Here is a 19,839-nt window from a genome sequence, read left to right on the forward strand (position 1 = left end):
CCTATTCGCTATCGTCCCCAGCGTTTTCGCGGTCATTTGCAAGCATCGCTGCGCCGGCGACTGTCGTCGCCACGGCGGCGGCAGCGAGCCCGGCGGCGATGCCGGAGCCGTCGCCTGTGTTGGCGAGTTTTTCGCCCGAGCTTTTACTCTTGTTGCCCTTACCGTTCTTGTCAGCGCTGTCTGCGTTGGCACCGTTGCCGTTGCCGCCGCCGGTACCGCCCGCGCTGCCCGAAGCCGTCACAGTAAAGCTCGCGGCTCCGTCGGAGGCGAGCATGTAATTTTGTGCCGCGTCGCCCAAAAGCCCATTCACACGCACCCAGTACGTTCCCGCGGTAAATGCCTCGCCCTCGGCCATTGTCGTGCCCGGCGCGCCGTTCGCATCGTGCATAAACTCGAGTTGGGCCGTGCAGATATCGTTTTCGAGCTTGCCGTCGAGCGGCGCCGTGACCTTGGCGCGCACGTCCTCGCCGGCCTTAAGGCCTTCGAGTCCCTCAAAATGGGGCGTCAACGCGCGCGGATCGATATCGATGGGCACGGAGCCCCGCAGCTCCATAACGGTCTCGTTGCCCAAGGCGTCGACATCCACATATTCGATGGTAAACGCATGGCCCGAAGCCGCCACGTTGAGTACGTTGCTGCTGTCGACGAGGCGGAAATGGCCCTCGCCAACGGTCTTGCCATCCTGGAGCGAGGCATCGCTCAGCGAGTCGCCGTACGTCATGCGCATGCGGGTTGGGAGGTAGTACGAAGCCGTCTGCTTGTGGTGCGTATCGTAATTGCGCTGGTAGATGCTTCGTGTCAGTGCCGCATCAACAAAGTCGGATGCGATGATGCCAATGTGCTTTAGGCAATCTGACTTTGTTTCCTCGTTGCCGCTGGGGTTGATGTACTGGCTCTTGTACAGGTGCTCGTTGACCACTCGCGCTGCGGTAAATGGGTTGTTTTGCGTGCAGCTAGTGTAGTTGATAAACCAGCAGCGCTCCGTTGCCTGCACCGTTGTCCCGTCCGCGGCCGTGATATCTACGGTGCCGCGCTTGAACTCGGCCGCCGCCTTCAGGGCCATATCGACCCAGTCGATCTTACTGGATCCCGTGCAGTTGTAATGGTCTTGGGCATATACCTTGGTGCAATAGGGCTCTTTGTCGCCCGCATTGCCTGTAGTCTCAAAGCCTCGCGCGTCTTGGACGAGGCACATCGACTGCCCGGAATGCGCCTTGATTTTGTCGTCCCATTCGGTGAGGTCTAGGCCCCACGTGTGGCCGTCTACGCTGTTGCCGGCGAGCCTAAATCGACGCAGCAGGACGATCTTTCCGCGCACCTCGTTCAGCGTGGGGACGCGACTTGACGTGTAGAACAGTTTGGGGTTCTCGTCCATAACATTGGCGAAAGCCGTCGTAATACTGTCGTCGGTGGCTTCGTCGTTGCCTCGTGACACAAGCATGATGAGCGCTTCTGACGGGTTTTCGTTCAAAAATGTTTTGAAGTAACCGATGACATCGGAGAGATGTATAAAGCCCCCGTCTTTTTTGAGCAGGTAGCATATTCCATGGTCGATGCCGGGGTCGTCGTTATCGTCGTTCTTTCCAAGTCGGATATCAAAATAGCGAATGCCTTCGAGCAACTGCGTGGGGATGTAATCCTGCTGGCACTTTGCAAGCGAGGTTTGGGGCTCGGTGTCGTTGTCGACGCTGCAGGTGCTCGAATCGTGCGTGCCCGGGATGCTCAGCTCGTCGAGGTATTTGTTGCCGTTGACGTATTTCATCCAGCATGGTCCGTCGACGTAGCTGCTATACGTGGTCCAGTCGATACTTCTAACTGTGGTATTGATCTTGCCCATGTCGTAACCGACAAGTTCGAGCTCCCACGGAATGCTCTTCCTCTTGTGGCAGATCTTGTTGTTGTCTTGGTCTTTGCCGTCCTTTTCTATGGCCAGGTAATTAATGTTTTTTTCCTCGTTTGTGCGGTCTCGGATGATGTAGGTTCCGTTTGGCTGGGGGTCGAACGCAAAAGAGCGGCTGGGCTTGCCGTCATGCTCGCCACTCCATACGTGGATGACCTTTCCATCTTTGTCCGAGTCGCCATCGACCGACCAAATGCTGTAGCCCGTCTTCCTGTGCTCTTCGAAATTGAGCAGGGTGCGGATGGCATACCAATTTGTATTTTCTGTATCGGTCTCTACGCGCTCAAGGATGAGTTTGCTGGACGTGCCGTCATTAAACAGGTGGCAGACGTTGCCGATGACGTTGCCGTCTTCGTTGACGCTCGCGGTGCGAAAATAGCCCGCGGGGCGAAGGCGAATGACGAACTTGTCGAGGTTGGCCGCCGGTGTGGGCGTGTCTTCTGCAAATGCCGCTCGCAGGGGAATACCCAGCGTCGCGGTTTCGGGCAGGCTTGCAAGTGGCGACAACGCCGCAAGTCCTAGGCCCAGCGTAAACGCTCGGCGACTGATGGCATGATGTTCGGCCATAACTCCTCCATTCGCAGGGTGCGGTTATGCACTCATTTTGGTCACTATACTGCCCAGACGTTTAAAGACGCCGGTTTAATTGTCTGCGCGGCGCTATAAATCGGCGGGCGGACGTGTTGGGATGCTTGCCCATTTTGTGTCGCCACCGCGCTTGGGGGAGTGGTTTTGGTGCCCGGCGCCTTTGCGCTCGTTAGCTACCGGCATAAGAAAGGGAGGGCCGGTGATGCGGCCCTCCCTTGGTGCGAGGCGCTGGGCCACCGCCGCTTGCTTGCGCTGCTCCCATGTTTCCCGTTGCGCTCGCCAGTCGCTTAGCGCTTGATCTCGATATCGTCGAGCTTGACGTCCATGGCCTCAGTCTTGGCCTTGGCGATGTCATCGGCAAATTCCAGGGACTTCATCATGGCTTCGACGGCGTCCTTGTGCTCCTCGACGTTGTCGATGCGCACGTAGACGCTGCCGCCCTCAACGTCGGTGAAGTACTCAGTCGTTACGCCGCCCGAGTGCGTGAAGTAAGCACTGCGCCAGGTCTTGCCGTTGTATTTAACGGGGTCGTTTTCGGTCCATCCGGAGTTGGCCTTCCACTTTGCCTCGTAGTCGAACAGCTCGTCGGCGTTCTTGTCAGAGTCGAAGACAGGGATGAAGCGGTCGCTGGCGTGCTCGCTCTCGGTGAACTTAAACTGGGCCCTGTCGGCGGTATCGCCTGCGACGTCGGTGATCTCGACGCCCTCGGGGACCTCGACCTTAAACCAGATGAAGTCGGTCCTCATGTCCACGGCCGGCTTTTCTGCGCCGCCGCCCCCACCGCTGCCGGCGGCGCCGCCGCTTCCACCACAGCCTGCCAGGGCAACTGCGGCAAAGAGACTGATGCAGAGGGTGAGAATCGCAAAGGCTTTCTTTTTCATGGTCGTGTCCTCCTCGGCCTGTAACCGTCCATGGATTACCTGTCTTTACTGTACGCGCGAGCGGCTCGTTCGGGTGGGCCACATGTCCCATTCTTGGGGCCGGATTTGCGCCGACAAGTGGCAATATGTCGCGATATAAGTAGGGGAGGACCGGCTGATCCGATCCTCCCCCGGCTGGGCGTCCGATCATGTAATGACTGCGCATGCGATGCTGCGTGCGAGCCCCTAATGCTTGATCTCGATGCTCGAAATCTCGACTTCGCGTGCCTCGGAAACCGCCTCCGCCATGTCATCGGGGAACTCGATGGAGTTGAGGAGTGCCTCGGCTTCTTTCTTGTGCAGTTCGAAGTTTGAGATAAGGACGTAGACGCTTCCCGGTTCAACGTCGGTAAAGAGGAGTGTTGAGATGCCGCTGTTGTCCTCGTACGTTCCGACGAGCCATGTCCTGCCGTTATACTCGACGGATCCGCCATCCTTCCACTGGAACGTATCCCCCTTCTTTTCTGCCTGGTCGGCGTGGGATTCCTCAGCTGTCAGCGCTTTTTTCCAAACGGGGATAAAGCGATCGCCCGAGGCGTTCTCATCTTCGGGGAAGGTGAGCTGAATCCTATCTGCATTCTTGCCGGCGGAGTCGCTTACGCCGACGCCCTCGGGCATCTCGACCTTAAACCAGATAAAGTCGGTCTTCTTGGCAACGGGGGCTTTTTCCTTGCTCTCGCTCTTGGCGGCGCTGCCGCCCCCGCCCGATGCGCTCTCGCCGCAGCCGACAAGGGCAAATGCGGCAAAGAGGGCGATGCAAAGGGAAAGGATTGATAGGGTCTTTTTCTTCATGGTGGAGTCCTCCTTGTCTGTTAGGGGCATCGTGTGCAGCGGTTCGCCAATCGGCGGTTGCGCATGCACTGATGGCTTTATTTGCTGTGCGGTGATTCCTCCGTTCTTTGTCCGGCGCCGTGGCGAGCGTTGCCCCAGCATGGGGCTCCTTATCTATATGTATGCCCCAGTTGCCGCCGTCCGAGAGTCCCGAAACGTGGGCCATGTGTCTCATGTTTGCGTCGCTGCCGCCTATCGTGTGTCATAGAAATCCGCGATGGCCAGGTGCGCTGACGCTCATGTGCTTATGGGCTAGACTTAGCACCATTACGTGTTCGATGCGGTTAGTTGGCGGTTGCCGCCCGACCGATGTATATGACTTGAAGGTGCGTGCGCATGAGCCAAGAGATGATGGATAAAACCTGTCGAGAGTTTGCCGAGGCGCTTGCCGCACGCGAGCCGGTGCCCGGCGGCGGCAGTGCGAGCGCCTTTGTGGGCGCGCTGGGCGCCTCGCTTTGCGGAATGGTTGCTCGCTATGGCGCGACGAACCCCGCGCTTGCCGATCGCATGGACGATCTGACGCACGCGTTTGCCCAGGCAGACGAGTTGGCGCAGGAACTTGTGGGTCTGGTTGCCGAGGATGTTCGTGCATACGGCCAGGTGTCCGCGGCATACGGTATTCCTCGTGATGATCCGGCTCGACCCGCGGCGATTCAGGATGCGTTGCGCGTGGCGGCCATGCCACCGTATCGGATTATGGATGCCTGCGGACGCGCGCTGGCACTGCTCGAGGACATGGCCGACAAGGGCTCGCGTCAGCTGCTGTCAGACGTGGCGTGCGGTGCCGTGTTCTGCCGCGCCGCCATGCAGGGCGCGAGCCTGACGCTTTTTGCCAATACCACGTCTATGAAAGACCGGGCGCGCGCCGAGGAGCTCGAGGCGGCGTGTGATGAGCTGCTGGATACGTGGCTGCCGCGCGCCGATGCGCTGGCGCGCCGTGCCGCCGACGCCGCAAGGAAGAGGGGATAGCCATGGCCGTGCTGCTTAAAGGCGCTCCCGTTGCCCGCGCTTTGACTGGGGATCTCGCTGCTCGCTGCGCGGCTTTGCGCGAGCACGGCGTTGTTCCGACTCTTGCTATCGTTCGCGTGGGCGAGCGCGAGGACGATCTATCCTACGAGCGCGGCGCCCTCAAGCGCTGCGAGAAGGTTGGCATCGAGGCTCGCCGTGTTTTGCTTCCTGCCGATGTTTCGCAGGACGAGCTGATGGCTGCTATCGAGGGCATCAATGCCGACCCTGCTGTTCATGGCTGCCTGATGTTTCGTCCGTTGCCCGCTGGGCTTGACGAGGATGCAGTTGCCGCAGCACTCGATCCTTCCAAGGATGTTGACTCCATGACGCCGGCCTCGCTGCTCACCACGCTTTCGGGGCGTGGCGAGGGTTTTGCCCCCTGTACGGCCGAGGCCGTGCTAGCGCTGCTGGACCATTACGGCGTTGAGCCGGATGGGGCCAAGGTCGCGGTCGTTGGCCGGTCGCTGGTGATTGGCCGTCCCGTTGCCGCCTTGCTTACGGCTCGCAATGCCACCGTGACGACGTGCCATACACATACGCGTGACTTGGCTACCGAGTGCCGTGCGGCTGATATTGTGGTTGCGGCCGTTGGACGCGCGCGCACGATTGGCGCGGATGCGGTTCACGAGGGCCAGACGATCATCGATGTGGGCATTAACTGGGACGAGGCCGCTGGCAAGCTGGTCGGCGACGTCGATTTTGATGCTGCGGAGCCGATCGTTGGCGCAATTACTCCCGTGCCGGGTGGCGTGGGCGCTGTAACGACGGCGATTCTCGCTAAACACGTGATTGAGGCGTCGGAGCGCGCATCGAAATAGGCGTTTTGGGCTGTTTGAGGGGTTAGCGATATACCACGTGGTCTAAAAACGTCAAATATGAGTACTGTTGCCAAGATAGTCACATATGTTTTATGTCTTTTGGGCTCCCTAGCGAGATTTATTCTCGCTAGGGAGCCCATTTTATTGAACCTATGGGGAATAACGTTGTCTTGCTTTTGGACAAATGGGGATTTTCGGCACATATTACAAGGAAATTTGTTGCTACTAAATTGGTGACAGTACTCATATTTGGCAGTTTTTGACCGCAGGGGTCTCGAGAGGTCGCGGTTTCGCCCATTTTTCGCCGAAGCGATACACTGTTACCGTTTGATTTCTTCGTTCAAGGAGGATGCGCATGCCGTGTACAACGATTTTGGTTGGTAAGAACGCGAGCTACGACGGGTCGACGCTGGTCGCCCGCAACGAAGACTCGTCTAACGGGGTGTTTGAGCCCAAACACATGCGCGTGGTGCACCCCGACGAGCAGCCGCGCGTCTACACGAGTGTCCTGAGCCATCTGACTATTGAACTGCCCGATAACCCCATGCGTTACACGAGCGTCCCCGACGTCATCCCCGGTCATGGCATTTGGGCCGAGGCCGGCTTCAACGAGCTCAATGTTGGCATGTCCGCAACCGAGACGCTCACCACCAACGAGCGCGTTCGCGGCGCCGACCCGCTCGTGGACTACGTGCCCGCCAAGGGCAACGAGGGTGAGGACGGCTATGTGCCGGCGCAGCCTGGTGGCCTGGGCGAGGAGGACATGGTGACCCTGGTGCTGCCGTATGCCAAGTCCGCCCGCGACGGCGTGCGTATCCTGGGCAACCTGCTCGAGCGCTACGGCACCTACGAGAACAACGGCATCGCCTTTAGTGATGTGGACGAGATCTGGTGGCTCGAGACCATCGGCGGCCACCGCTGGATCGCCAAGCGTGTGCCTGATGACGCCTATGTGACCATGCCCAATCAGCTGGGTATCGACAGCTTTGACCTGGATGACGCCGAGGGCGCCCAGGTCAACCACATGTGCTCTGCCGACCTGCGCTCCTGGATGGCCGAGTGGCATCTGGACCTGACGCTGGGCGTTGAGGGCGACGGTCCGGCTGTGGTCTTTAACCCGCGCGAGGCCTTTGGCTCGCACAGCGACAGCGATCATGTCTACAACACGCCGCGCGCGTGGTACATGCAGCGCTGCCTCAACCCCAGCGATGTGTGGGACGGCCCCGATGCCGACTACACGCCTGAGAGCGACGACATCCCCTGGAGCCGTGTGCCCGAGCGCAAGGTGACCATCGAGGACATCAAGTACGTGCTTTCGAGCCACTACCAGGGCACGGAGTACGACTGCTACGGCAGCAAGGGCACGCCTGCCACGCGTGGCGCTTATCGCCCCATCGGAATCAACCGCAACAGCCAGCTCGCCGTGTTGCAGCTGCGCCCCTATGCGCAGCCGGCCTATCGCGCCGTGCAGTGGATGGCCTTTGGTTCCAACTCGTTTAACGCGCTGGTTCCGCTGTACGCCAACGTCGAGACCATGCCCGAGTACTATGCCGATACGCAGGCTCGCGTGACGTCCGAAAACTTCTACTGGGCCAACCGCCTGATCGGCGCGCTGGCTGACGTTCGCTTCCATGAGTGCGGCCGCGCCGTGGAGGACTATCAGGAGAAGGTCGGTGGCATGGGCCACAAACAGATCCATGACGTCGACGCCGCCGTAGCCGTTCTGCCCGAGGCCGAAGTGCCTGCCAAGCTCGCCCGCGCCAACGAGGAGTTTGCCGAGCGCGTGCGGGTGGAGACCGATGCTCTGCTGGGCAAGGTGCTCTACACCACGAGCTGCGCCATGAAGAACTCTTTCGCGATGAACGACAACGTGAGGTAGGGATTTCCCGTCGATCGTATAGCGCTAAAACGCTTTGTCGCTTTCGCTCAATCTTGGGTACAAGAACGCCAATGCAGTTGTTTGTGATTGGAGACAACCATGGTTATGAAACTCGATCAGCTTGTTAACGGCGCTATTAACGTTGGCTTTGGCGCCGCCGCCGTTGCCGTCGAGGGCAGCAAGAAGGTTCTCGATGACCTTAATTCCAAGGGTGAGCAGGTACGCAAGGACGCAGGCGCCCCCGATATCGCCCGCAGCGTGTCCGACATGTTCGAGCAGGCCGGCGGCACCATCTCCGACCTGACCGAGCGTCTGGGCATGCAGGGCGAGACCGCGGCCCAGCGCGTGCTCGACGAACTCATTCTGGCTCGCGTCCGCGTTATGACCGCTCCCGAGCGCACGGCCTTCCTGGCCCATGTGCGCGACATCGTCGATTCGGTCGAGGACAACGTGACCTCGGTGCCCGTCGAGTCCGTTGAGCCCGACGATGCGAAGGATACCGAAGAGGCCGAGTAGCAGCGCAGATGGCAGATTCCACCACCGATTACAACAATCTAGATCCCTTGGGTGACGAGGCGGCGGTTGTCGATGAGGTCGATGCCGCCGTCTCGGGCGCTCGCAAGAAGCCGCGCGCTGTCGATATGGTCCCCGAGGAGCCCGAGGCGATGGCGCCGGATGAGGAATACCAGCTCACGCCGGCGGGTCGCCGCGAGCGCATCGGGCAGATTGTTCGCCTGGTCAAAAAGTACCGCGTGTGGGATAACCTCACGCCGGTTCGTTTGCGCCGCCTGCTCGAGGAACTCGGCCCCATGTTCGTTAAGATGGGGCAGATTCTGGCCAACCGGTCCGAGATTCTGCCGCAACGCTTTTGCGACGAGCTGCGTCGTCTGCGCTCTGACGTGGAGCCGGTGCCGTACGAGGTCGTACTCAGTTGTCTGGAAGAAGAATACGGCCTGCGCTTGGGGGAGATGTTCGATGCGATCGACCCAAATCCGCTTGGTAGCGCATCGCTCGCGCAGGTGCACCGCGCTCGTCTGGTGACGGGCGAGGACGTGGCCGTCAAGGTTCAGCGCCCAGGTGCGCAGCAGGTTATGGCACAGGACATCGATATCATCCGCTCGGTGGTGCGTATCGTTTCCAAGTTCGTCAACACCGATCAATTCGTTGACCTGCACGGCGTAGTCGAGGAATTGTGGACCTCGTTTCGCGAGGAGACCAACTTTTTGGCCGAGGCCAAAAACCTTAACGACTTCTATGAGTTCCATAAGAGCGTGCGCGGCGTGTCGTGTCCCAAGTCTTACCTGGACCTTTGCACCGAGCATGTGGTGGTCATGGACTACGTCGACGGCATTTCGATCGCCGATCCTGAACGCTTGGTGGCCGAGGGCTATGACTTGGAAAAGATCGGTGCCGCAATCGTCGAGGACTACTCGACGCAGGTGCTCGATGACGGCTTTTTCCATGCCGACCCGCATGCGGGAAACATCATCCTCAAGGACGGCATCGTTTACTTTATCGACTTGGGCATGGTCGGACGCATGTCGAGCCACGATCGTGGCATCGTTAAGGACATGATTTTCGCCGTGGCCGAGGGTGACGTGCCCAAGCTCAAGGATTCGCTCATGCGCTTCGCCGTGACGCGTGGCGACTCGGCCGAGCTCGATCATTCAGCGTTTTTGTCCGATCTTGACTTTATCGTGGCTGACTTTGCGGGCCTTGACCTGAAGGATCTGGATATCGGCGAGTTTTTGACCTCGCTGTTAAACCTCGCGCGTAAGAATGACGTTGAGCTGCCGAGCGTGGTGACGATGTTCGCGCGCGGCATGGTGACGCTCGAGGGTTTGCTGACCGAGTACATGCCCAACGTCAACATGATCCAGATCATCCAGACGCATATTAAAAACGAGAAAAGCACCTATGCGCGCGTGCGCGATATGGGGAGCGATCTTGCCGCGAGCAGCTATCGCGCGGCGAAGGGTTCGCTCGAGGCGGCCGAGTATCTGGGCCTGGCTTCGCGCATGCTCACGCGCGGCCAGCTTAAGGTGAACACGCAGATCATGAGCAGCGATAAGGCGCTGCGACAGCTGGGTGGAATTATCGACCGCATGTCGATGGCAATTGTGATCGCCGGTCTGTTTATCGGTTCGTCGGTGGTGTACTACGCACGCATCGAGCCGGTTGTGTTTGGTATCCCGGTCATTGGCTTTATGGGCTACGTGAGCGCGCTGGTGCTGGCGCTTATGCTGGGCCGCAATATCTGGCTCAACAGCCACGGCGGCAAGCGCTAGAGGCTGCGACCGTCACCGTATTATCCTATCGCAAATAATAGCTTTTACCTTGGGCTTTGCCTGCGTGCGAGGCCCTTTTGCGTGATAGCATATTGACAGTAATAATAGATGGCCTAGATGGTGGTGCGGAGACGCACGAATGCGCGGTTTACCTGCGCGTTTGGGAGAATCGGGGTGCAAGTCCCCGGCTGTACCAGTAACCGTAATTCCTCTTGGCTCGGGATGTTCGCGTCGCAGATCGGACGGCGCGCCTGAGCCGTTAAGGTTAAGTCGGATCGCCTCCCATCTTGCACGCGACCGCGGCTCATGCCGTCGGTGTGCATAGGGCTCTGGAGGGAAGGGGGACCCCGATGGGGGTACTCGAGCGCAACATGCGCGATGACGTGGGGCAGCCTCAAGGCAACGCTTCAAGTACAGACAATGGGGGACAAATGGATATGTTTGAGGACGAGTGCGAGCGCGCCTCGTTGCATCGCCGTGGCGCGATTGCACGCGGTGTAGCCAAGCGCGGCCTGGTGGCATTCCTGGCCTTCGCGATGGTCTTTGGCACCACGCCGGCTCAGCTGTGGGCCGAGGGCGCCGAGGGCATTGCCGAGGCTGTGGCTCAGGCTGCGACGCCGAGTGAGGGCGCGGGGGCCGCGGGCGGTACTGCCGACCAGGGCAAGGCCGAGGTTTCGGATTCCGGGAGCGCGCCTGCAGCTAGTGCCGCCACAACAGGGGCAGCAGCCGGCGACGAAGGCTCGGCGACGGGGGAGAGCCCTGCCTCGAGCGAGCAGTCTTCGACGGCATCCGCTGGCCAAGCAGGATCTGCCGCCGCGGCTGCCGTTCAAACAGAGAACCCGACAGAAACCGGCGATGTCGCCAAGAAGCAAGTCGAGGTCTCGTTCTCGATTATCGGCACCGATGCCGACGGCAAGGTTCAGACCTGGGTGGCACCTACGCAGCTCAAGCTCGACGAGGGCGCGACGGCTGCGGACGCCTTCGTTAAGCTGCAGGAGAAGACGGGCTTTAAAGCGGATTACGAACCGAACACGGCATACGGCTTCTACCTCAAAAGCATCACGTCCCCGACAGATGGCCGCACGCTTGCCTTCGATCCGACGACTTATGCCTTCTGGCAGCTGTTTGTCGACGGCGCGTCTTCCTCGGTTGGCGCGAGCGGCGTCAAGCTCACCCAGGGGCAGAAGATTGAGTTTGCCTATACGGCTGGTAGCGCGTCCCCTGTCGTTAAGGACCAGGTTGCCGCAAATGTGACCGTCATTGGTCGCGATGCCCAGGGCAAGACTCAGACTTGGGTCGATAACGCGCAGTATGTGGTGACGTCCGGCTCGAACGCACTTGACCTTACGAAGGTCGCGCTCGAGGCGAATGACATCGATGCCGTTGTTGCGGGCTCCTTCCTTCTGAGCCTTAAGTACAACGGCGTTGAGCTGGGCAAGCCGCTCGATTGTTCGACCTATTGGCAGCTGTTTATCAACGGCAAGTCGAGCGACTACACGGCAGACAATGTCACCATTCATGCCGGCGATACCGTTACGTGGTTCTACGGTGGCTGGGGCGACCAGTTGCCCTCTGATTCCGTCCATGCCTCCGTTCAGGTCCTCGGTAAGGACAAGGACGGCAAGCAGCAGGTTTGGGCCTCGACGGGCCAGACGAGTCTCAAGGCTGGTTCCACTGCTAAGGATTTGCTGGAGCAGACTGGTCTTACCCTCGATGCTAAAGAAGAGTCTTGGGGTTGGTACCTCAGCGGCATTACCTCGCCGCTTGACGGTAAGACCTATGAGTATGATCCTGCGACCAAAAGTTATTGGCAGTTCTATGTAAATGGCAAGTTCGCCCAAGTCGGGGCCGGCAACTACGAACTCCAAGAGGGTGACGCCGTCACCTTTATGTATGGTGCTGACGCCGATGCCCTCCCCGGTCAGGTTCTTGGGTCCGTCGATGTTATCGGTCCCGATGTCAACGGCAACAATACTCGCTGGGGCTCGGCAAGCAATGTTTCCCTGCCCGAAGGCTCTACGGCCCAGGACCTTATTGAGACGGTTCTGAAGGCGAAGGGCGTTACGTACAACGGCTCCCAGAGTGGTGAGTACTGGTTCCTGAATTCCATTACTTCGCCGTTCGATCACAAGCCGTATGGCTGGGATGGTGCGACCAAGAAATATTGGCGTCTGTTTATCAACGGAGAGCCCTCATCTCTCTGCGCCAACCAGGTCACGCTCAAGAGCGGCGACAAGGCTACGTTTGCCTACACCACCGATAAATCGCCCATGCCCGATCCCGACAAGATTGTCGTGGACCCGAGTGCAACGACTCCTGATTGGGATGCCGAGTGGGCCGGCTACGGCAACGGTGGCAACGGTTCGACCGTAACGGATGCCAAGACACCTGCGCAGGCCGCCGGTCTTAAGTGGGCCTTCGATTGGAAGGCCGAGTCTGGTCAGCAGTATGCCAACTGCAGCGAACCTGTCATCGCTAACGGCTTTGTGTACATCGCGACCGAGAACGAGCTCATTAAGATCGATTCGTCCACGGGCAAAAAGGTTGCCTCTGCGCCGCTTGCCTCCAAGGTGAGCTATACCTCTCGTCCGATCTATACCAACGGCCTTATCATCGTTCCGCTCAACGGCGGTGCGGTCCAGGCGATTACTGCAGACAAGCTGATCTGCAAGTGGCTGACGCCTGGTTTGACGGACTTGACGCAGAGCTCCTGCACCGTCGTTTCGGACGGCGAGTATGTCTATGTTGGTACGGTCGATATTTCGTATGACGAGAACTACAACGCGACCTACGGCAACGGCTCCCTGAAGCGTATCAAGATTGCCACGGGCGAAGTCTCTTGGCAGAACATTGACCCTTCCGAGGGCTATTATTGGACTGGCGCTGCGCTGACGGATAAGTACACCATTGTTCCTACGAGCGCGGGCACGCTTAAGTGCATTGATAAGACGACTGGCGATGTCGTTTCGACCATGAAGCTCGGCGCTGTCGCAAATGCCGATTGCATTGCCGATCCGTCCAATGGTTCGACCTTCTATCAGATGACGCACGACGGAAAGCTCCATGTGATTTCGCTTTCGGCGAAGGGTGTGCTGAGTGAACAGAAGACGGTTGATCTGGGCCTTACGAATAATCTGAGCGCCCCAGCGGTGTCTGGTGACAATCTGATTGTCGGCGGACAGACGGCTACGGGCTCTGCTCTGGTTCTCTATAACCTGAAGACGGGTAAGACCACGATGGTCGCTGCTGCCGACGGCAAGGCGCTGCCGGCTGGCCTCAACGGTATTGCTGCTACTCCGCTGGTGAGTGTTCAGGGCGGCAAGACCTATGTGTACTTCACCGTGAACAGCGCGGATAGCAAGGATTACGTCAACTTCTCTGCTGGCGGTGGCGTGTATCGCTATACGCTTGGCGACGCAGAGGCGACGCAGATTTATGATGCGGCTGGCCATTACCAGTACTGTGACTCTCCGGTCATTGCCGATGCTTCTGGCAACCTCTACTACATCAATGATTCGGGTACGCTGTTCAAGCTCGGGGCTGTTGAGTCTTGGACGGTTGCCTTTAATTCCAACGGCGGGTCTGTTTGCGACACTAAGTTTGTGGCTACGGCCGACGGCAAGCTGGTCAAGCCGGCCGATCCGACGCGCGATGGCTACACTTTCGGCGGTTGGTTCACCGATGAGGCTTGCACGCAGGCGTATGACTTCAGTACGCCGGTGACGGCCGATCTGACGCTGTATGCCAAGTGGACCAAGAATGCTGTTAACCCTGGCGGCAATGGCGGTTCTGGCACTAATGGTGGCAACGGTGGCGCTGGCAACGGTTCCGGTGCTGGCACGGGCACGGGTTCCGGCTCCGGCACGAAGGGCCAGCAGGCCGGCGGCGCTATCGCCCCGGGTCATAAGCCGACGACCAAGACGACGGTGTCGACCAAGACCGAGACCAAGGACAACAAGTCCGACAAGAAGGACACCGATAAGTCCGATAAGAAGGACGAGAAGAAGTCTGACAAGAAGTCTGACAAGAAGGACAACAAGTCCGACAAGAAGTCCGATTCCAAGTCCGATTCCAAGTCCGATACGGGTGCTGCTTCCACGACCACTGCTAAGAAGTCCTCTAGTGCTTCCGAGCAGGAGACTGGCACCAACCCGCTCGCCATTGTTGGCGTTGCCGCCGGCGTCATCGGTCTCGCCATCGTCGGCGTGTTCGTGTTCACCAAACGTCGGTAGGTGAGGGCTGTGTCCAATAAATCCAAGGACGCTGACCCCAAGCAACCAGATTCCTCGTTCATTCAGTTCGACGAAGCAAAGCAACAGGGCGCCGCTTCGGCGGCGTCCGCCCCTCGTCGCAAGACGCTCCTCGGCGTCCTGACTGCCGCGTGCACCATTCTGATCGTCGTCTCGCTGGGTTTCGTCCATCCTTCCGAGAGCGGTGCCTGGTCCATCGACTGGATCATTCAGACCGTGACGGGGGAGAGCGTCGTCACCAAGGACACCAAGGTGTCTGGCTCGACTACGACTTCGGGCGAGGCCAGTTCCAAGGATTCCAAGTCATCGAATGACGCAAAAGATGAGTCCAAGTCCAAGGACGATTCCGAGTCTTCAAACAAGGAATCGGACAAGAACTCGGATAACAAGAAGTCCGAGGACCAGGACGGCAAGAAGTCTGGCGATAAATCCGCTGCCCAAAATACGGGAGCCGGTGATACTTCCAATGCGTCTGGCGGTGGCCAGTCGTCTGATGGAGCCTCATCCTCTAATGGTGGAAACGCCTCCTCGGGCGGCCAGAGCGGCTCGCAGGAGTCCAGCTACGTAACAGTGACGGTTTCGGTCACATCGAGCGCTGTGGGCAATCCTGTGTCTTCTGGTGGCACCTTTACCTTTAACGAAGGCGCTACCGTCTATGATGCCCTGTGCGCGCTGGGCCTTTCCGTTAACGCACATGGCTCGTCGTACGGCACGTATGTCTCCGCGATTGGTGGTTTGGCCGAGAAACAGTACGGTGGCACGAGCGGCTGGATGTACTCCGTCAACGGCACAACGCCCATGACGGCCTGCAGTAACTACGTTCTCTCCAATGGCGACAACGTGGTCTGGTATTACGTTACAGGCTAGGGACCTCGACATAGTGCGCCAGACGGGCGGTTCGGACAAACATCCGGGCCGCCCGTTTTTCATGCGAATGGGACTGGGTCGCCGGGTCTCTCGGCAAACAAAAAAACCGGTTGGAACGGGAATTCCAACCGGTTATACATTCAAGCAAATAGTGAATCGACTACGACCGTGCGCCCTCGAGAAAGAAGCGACGGCTGAAGTAGTTGTACCAGGTGACCAAGAACGTGGCGATGGCCTTCATGGCCTGGTAGCCGATACTCAAAAACGTGACACCCACAAACATGTACAGGTCGTTGAGGCCCAGACCGATCACCGACAGGATGGTGAAGATCGTGAACTCGCGCTTGCGGCTCATGCCCTCGCGATGGTCGAACACGTACTTCATGCTGAGCCAGTAGTTGACCACGACGGACGTGATGAACGAAACCGTGGTGCTCATCAAAAAGTCGAGGTGGAACAGCTCGACGAGCGCAATGAGCATACCCCAGTCGATGCCAAAGGAGATAAGGCCCACGACAGCGAACTTGAGGAACTGCTTAGTATGAGGTTGTGCCAGTGCCTTGCGCACGTAATCACATCCAATGCGTTGATGAATCGAGCAGAGGATACTTTAGAGCTTTTGCAAGGGAAACGTAAGGTCTTTGCCAAGAACTATACGAACTCGCCAAATTATCAAGTGCTAATCCGCAAACGTTGAAAATTTGCCCGTAAACGAGCGGCACCCACGGACGATACTGCGCTGAGCGCGCGTCGTCCGTGGGCGCCGTAATGCTGCAGGGGTGTCGAGCTATTTGGTCTCGTCGCCCTCCAGGAAGATCTTTCGGGTCACAAAGTTGTAGACCATGACAAGCGCGGTGGCGCAAATCTTGGCGATATTGGCTTCGAGCCCCAGACCGGCGTTGAGCGCCAGCACGATACCGTCGTTGAGCACCAAACCGATCACGGACAGCACGACAAAGATAATGAACTCGCGGCGGCGGCTCATGCCCTCCTTGTGCGCAAACACGTACTTCATGCTGGCGAGGTAGTTAAAGATGAGTGAGATGATAAAGCCGCTGGTGTTGGCGATTAGGATGTTGAGGCCCAGACCGTAGTGGAGCAGATTCATAATGCCAAAGTCGATGACCGTGGCAATGACACCGACGACGCCAAATTTCATGATCTGCGCAAGGAGCTTTTGCATGGTACCTGCCTTATGGTGGCGCCGGGGCGCCGTGGGGATGACAAACTCAGCAAGTTTAGCCAATCCCCGCGGGTGGGGCTAGACGCGCTCTTCGATAGCACCGTTTCTATATGCATCGAGCAGCTGGCGCAGATCCTGGATCTGGCTGCGAATCTTGGCGCCAGTATCGGTGTCGCTCACCATGCGGCGACGGTCTGCTTGGTCAAAACGGTTGGTCTCGCTTTCGATGTCCACGTTGCGCGTGAGTGCCTCGGCAACCGTCGTAAAGGCCCGGTGCGACTTGAGGCGGCAGCCGCGCGAGCTCGAGATGAGCGTATAGCCGGCGATACCCGTCTTGGGATGGTAAGCGCGGCAGAAGCCGCCATCGATGACCAGCAGTTTGCCCTCGGCGCGGATGGGCTGCTCACCCTTGGTGGTTTTAACGGGCGTGTGGCCGTTGATGATGTGGCCGGTCGGTGAACATGCCATGGGCGCGACGCCAAACTCGCGCATGATGTCGTCGCAGACCGAGGGCGACTTGGTAAGCGTAAAGTACGGGTCCATCGGCTCGACCCACGTGCTCTTGTCGGCAATGTAGGCGCGCTCGAAGGTGCGCACCACGCGTCCGCTGGCGGGTGAGTTAAAGCCGATCCACAGGTACCACATCCAGTCGAGGGCATCGCGGTCGCCGACGCGCCAGGCGCGGCGGGCGATATGGTCGCAAAAATCAAAATAATCGCGACCGGCGTGCCAGGTACCCAGGCAGTTCATGCTGCTAAAGGTGCCGTCTTCGTTGAGCGGCACGCAGCCGTGGAAGAGTAGATTGCCGTTGGCGACCTTATACATGGAGCCGTGGGTATAGAGGAAATCGATGTGGCGATGTAGATGATCGGCGGTGACAAACTCGGACACGAGCTTGTCGATGATGTGCTGCTCCTCGGGTGTGAGCGTGTAGGGGTCCGCCGGATCGACGGTGGGGAAGTCGTTGGTCGTGAGCGGCCATACGCTGCCGTCGGCGAGGGTGACCGTGCCGGCGTCGTGGTCGACCTTGTCGAGCAGCAGGCGGTCGGCCATGTCGAACTCCGGGTGACGCTGGATAATCTGGCCCTCGAGCTTAAAGAGCAGGACGTTGATGGCTTTGATCAGCGGGCTGATGGGCTCGCCGGCGATATAGGTGGCGTCGGCGAAGGCGACAAGCTCGCGCAGCGAGATGCCATAGTCGTTTTCGAGAATCTCGTAGTTGTCGTAGCGCAGGTTGTTGCGCAGCACCGTGGCGATGCAGGCGGGCTCGCCGGCAGCGGCGCCCATCCACAGCAGGTCGTGGTTGCCCCACTGGATGTCGAGTGAATGGTAGGTGAGCAGGCGGTCCATAATCTTGGCCGCGCCGCCACCGCGGTCGAAGATGTCGCCCACCAGGTGCAGGTGGTCGACGGCCAGGCGCTTGATGAGCGAGGCAAGCGACTCGATAAAGTCGTCGGCGCTTGCGGTCTCCAGGATGGACTCCACGATGCGCTCGTGATAGCGCACGCGATAGTTGTTCTCGTCCGGGTGCGTGTGCAGCAGCTCGTCGATGATATAGGCGTAATCGCGTGGGATGGCCTTACGCACCTTGGAGCGCGTATAACGGCTCGAAAGCGAGCGGGCAACCACAATGAGTTGGTCAAGCATCGTCTTGTACCAGGTGGGCGAGTCCTCGCGCTGGCTGCGGACCAGCTCGATCTTCTCGTGCGGGTAGTAGATGAGCGTGCACAGCTCGCCCTTTTCGTCAAAGGAAAGCGTGCCGCCAAAAATCTCGTCGACATGCTCGCGCACGACGCCCGAGCAGTTGTTGAGGATGTGCATAAAGGCTTCGTACTCGCCATGCACGTCGCTCATAAAATGCTCGGTGCCTTTGGGCAGGTTGAGGATGGCCGAGAGATTGATGATCTCGGTAAACGCGGATTGCTCGGTGGGAAATTGTTTCGACAGCAGGCGCAGATACTTGAAGTCTTGCGGATTGCGATCGAATGCGACCATGAAACACCTTCCGATGGGGTTGGTAAAACTGATAAACAGCGTCAAACGTTTATCAGTATGCGCCGCTTTTGTTTCGATTGGGGATGGGCGGCCGAATTGTTAGCCGAACGGTTTGGTAAATCGATTTAGTGGAGGTAGATATGGCGGTTGAGTGGAGACGACAGAAGGTGTTTTCTCAGATATTTATGCGTGGGGTCGGTGGAGACGATGGTGGTAAAGATGTTCGCTATTATTGGTTCGATTTGGTAAATAGTGGACATATGTACCGTATATAGGCTCACTGTGCGATAATTTGCGCAGCAATGAGTAAGGAGCCTCATATGAGTGATTTTGTCCTGACCTGTGAATCCGCCGCCGATCGAACTCGGGAGTTCTTTGAATCGCGCAATATCCCTGTCGTGTGTTTTCATTACGAGATCGACGATGTTGTCTATACGGACGATCTGTATCAGTCGATTACGCCGGACGAGTTTTTTGCCCAGATATCCGCGGGCGCCATGCCCAAGACGTCTCAGGTGAGCGTGGGTGAGTACGAGGAGTTTTGGGAGCCGCTTGTTGCCGAGGGTAAAGACGTGCTGCACCTGACGTTGTCGTCGGGTATTTCGGGTACGTATGGCTCGGCTTGCGTTGCGGCGCAGATGCTCGCCGATCGCTATCCCCAGGGCGGTAAGGTGCGCGTCATCGATTCGCTGGCGGCGTCTTCGGGCTTTGGCCTGCTGGCGGAATGTGCCGCCGACGTGCGCGATAGCGGGGCTTCACTCGACGAGACGGCTGCCTGGATCGAGGAGCACAAGCTCAACCTGCACCACTGGTTCTTCTCGACCGATCTGTCGAGCTACCTGCGCGGCGGTCGCATTTCGGCTGCGAGCGCGATCATCGGCACGGCGCTTAAGATTTGCCCGCTTATGACGGTCGATTGCGAAGGTGGGCTGTCGCCACGTGAGAAGATTCGCACTAAGAAGCGCGCGATTTCCGAGATGGCTAAGACCATGATGGCACACGTGCAGGACGGTGCGGATTATTCGGGTAAGTGCATCATGTCGCACTCGGCGTGCCGCGAGGATGCCGAAGCAGTTGCGGCGCTGATCGAGGAACAGATTCCGCAGCTTAAAGGCAAGATTGAGATCAATAACATCGGTACTCTGATTGGCTCGCATACCGGACCTGGTACGGTGGCGCTCTTCTTTATGGGCGACAAGCGCGTGGATTAGTTTGCCCCATCACATCGCTGCATGATTGCTCAAACGAAAACGGCCCGCCTCACGTTTGTGTGAACTGCCTCCCATTTCTTGGACATGAGAAATGGGAGGCT

General features: G+C 58.7%; 14 protein-coding genes. 8 read left to right on the forward strand and 6 right to left on the reverse strand.

From position 1 onward, the window contains the following. Nucleotide 1: 1 nt before the first annotated feature. From DWZ22_RS06185 to DWZ22_RS06195, 3 genes are all read right to left on the reverse strand, one after another. Nucleotides 2-2,467: a phosphatidylinositol-specific phospholipase C gene (locus DWZ22_RS06185; protein WP_118405691.1), complete on the reverse strand. Its 2,466-nt coding sequence runs from the start codon at nucleotides 2,465-2,467 to the stop codon at nucleotides 2-4. A 308-nt stretch (nucleotides 2,468-2,775) separates the two neighbouring features. Then, entirely contained in the window at nucleotides 2,776-3,369 is a 594-nt protein-coding gene (locus tag DWZ22_RS06190) for a hypothetical protein (protein WP_118405692.1), read from the reverse strand. A gap of 225 nt (nucleotides 3,370-3,594) precedes the next feature. Next, nucleotides 3,595-4,200: a hypothetical protein gene (locus DWZ22_RS06195; RefSeq protein ID WP_118405693.1), complete on the reverse strand. Its 606-nt coding sequence runs from the start codon at nucleotides 4,198-4,200 to the stop codon at nucleotides 3,595-3,597. Between the two features lie 375 nt (nucleotides 4,201-4,575). Here DWZ22_RS06195 and DWZ22_RS06200 point away from each other — a divergent pair, with 375 nt between their 5' ends. The 7 genes from DWZ22_RS06200 (at nucleotide 4,576) to DWZ22_RS06230 (ending at nucleotide 15,349) form a co-directional block, all read left to right on the forward strand. After that, nucleotides 4,576-5,208 (forward strand): cyclodeaminase/cyclohydrolase family protein, encoded by a 633-nt coding sequence (locus tag DWZ22_RS06200; protein ID WP_118405694.1) that lies wholly within the window; start codon nucleotides 4,576-4,578, stop codon nucleotides 5,206-5,208. Between the two features lie 2 nt (nucleotides 5,209-5,210). Next, nucleotides 5,211-6,065, forward strand: a complete 855-nt coding sequence (locus DWZ22_RS06205) for a bifunctional 5,10-methylenetetrahydrofolate dehydrogenase/5,10-methenyltetrahydrofolate cyclohydrolase (RefSeq protein ID WP_118405695.1) — start codon at nucleotides 5,211-5,213, stop codon at nucleotides 6,063-6,065. Between the two features lie 355 nt (nucleotides 6,066-6,420). Then, nucleotides 6,421-7,944 carry a C69 family dipeptidase gene (locus DWZ22_RS06210; protein WP_118405696.1) on the forward strand — a complete coding sequence of 508 codons (1,524 nt, stop codon included), beginning with the start codon at nucleotides 6,421-6,423 and terminating at the stop codon, nucleotides 7,942-7,944. Between the two features lie 99 nt (nucleotides 7,945-8,043). Then, the gene (locus tag DWZ22_RS06215) at nucleotides 8,044-8,460 is read left to right on the forward strand and encodes a hypothetical protein (protein ID WP_118405697.1); all 417 of its coding nucleotides are present in this window, start codon (nucleotides 8,044-8,046) and stop codon (nucleotides 8,458-8,460) included. A gap of 8 nt (nucleotides 8,461-8,468) precedes the next feature. After that, the gene (locus tag DWZ22_RS06220; RefSeq protein ID WP_118405698.1) at nucleotides 8,469-10,232 is read left to right on the forward strand and encodes an AarF/ABC1/UbiB kinase family protein; all 1,764 of its coding nucleotides are present in this window, start codon (nucleotides 8,469-8,471) and stop codon (nucleotides 10,230-10,232) included. Nucleotides 10,233-10,663: 431 nt separating this feature from the next. Then, the gene (locus tag DWZ22_RS06225; protein WP_158573306.1) at nucleotides 10,664-14,464 is read left to right on the forward strand and encodes a DUF4430 domain-containing protein; all 3,801 of its coding nucleotides are present in this window, start codon (nucleotides 10,664-10,666) and stop codon (nucleotides 14,462-14,464) included. Between the two features lie 9 nt (nucleotides 14,465-14,473). Further along, the gene (locus tag DWZ22_RS06230; protein WP_233504111.1) at nucleotides 14,474-15,349 is read left to right on the forward strand and encodes a DUF4430 domain-containing protein; all 876 of its coding nucleotides are present in this window, start codon (nucleotides 14,474-14,476) and stop codon (nucleotides 15,347-15,349) included. Between the two features lie 160 nt (nucleotides 15,350-15,509). Here DWZ22_RS06230 and DWZ22_RS06235 read toward each other — a convergent pair whose 3' ends face one another. From DWZ22_RS06235 to DWZ22_RS06245, 3 genes are all read right to left on the reverse strand, one after another. Further along, entirely contained in the window at nucleotides 15,510-15,917 is a 408-nt protein-coding gene (locus DWZ22_RS06235) for a GtrA family protein (RefSeq protein WP_022095123.1), read from the reverse strand. A gap of 219 nt (nucleotides 15,918-16,136) precedes the next feature. Then, nucleotides 16,137-16,532, reverse strand: a complete 396-nt coding sequence (locus tag DWZ22_RS06240; protein WP_022095122.1) for a GtrA family protein — start codon at nucleotides 16,530-16,532, stop codon at nucleotides 16,137-16,139. 78 nt (nucleotides 16,533-16,610) lie between these two features. Next, nucleotides 16,611-18,527 (reverse strand): fructose-1,6-bisphosphatase, encoded by a 1,917-nt coding sequence (locus DWZ22_RS06245; RefSeq protein ID WP_118405700.1) that lies wholly within the window; start codon nucleotides 18,525-18,527, stop codon nucleotides 16,611-16,613. A gap of 320 nt (nucleotides 18,528-18,847) precedes the next feature. Between DWZ22_RS06245 and DWZ22_RS06250 the strand changes: the two genes are divergently transcribed. Next, nucleotides 18,848-19,738 carry a DegV family protein gene (locus DWZ22_RS06250; RefSeq protein WP_118386993.1) on the forward strand — a complete coding sequence of 297 codons (891 nt, stop codon included), beginning with the start codon at nucleotides 18,848-18,850 and terminating at the stop codon, nucleotides 19,736-19,738. The last annotated feature ends 101 nt before the right edge of the window (nucleotides 19,739-19,839 follow it).

The sequence above is a fragment of the Collinsella sp. AF31-11 genome, from assembly GCF_003475605.1.
GTDB lineage: Bacteria > Actinomycetota > Coriobacteriia > Coriobacteriales > Coriobacteriaceae > Collinsella.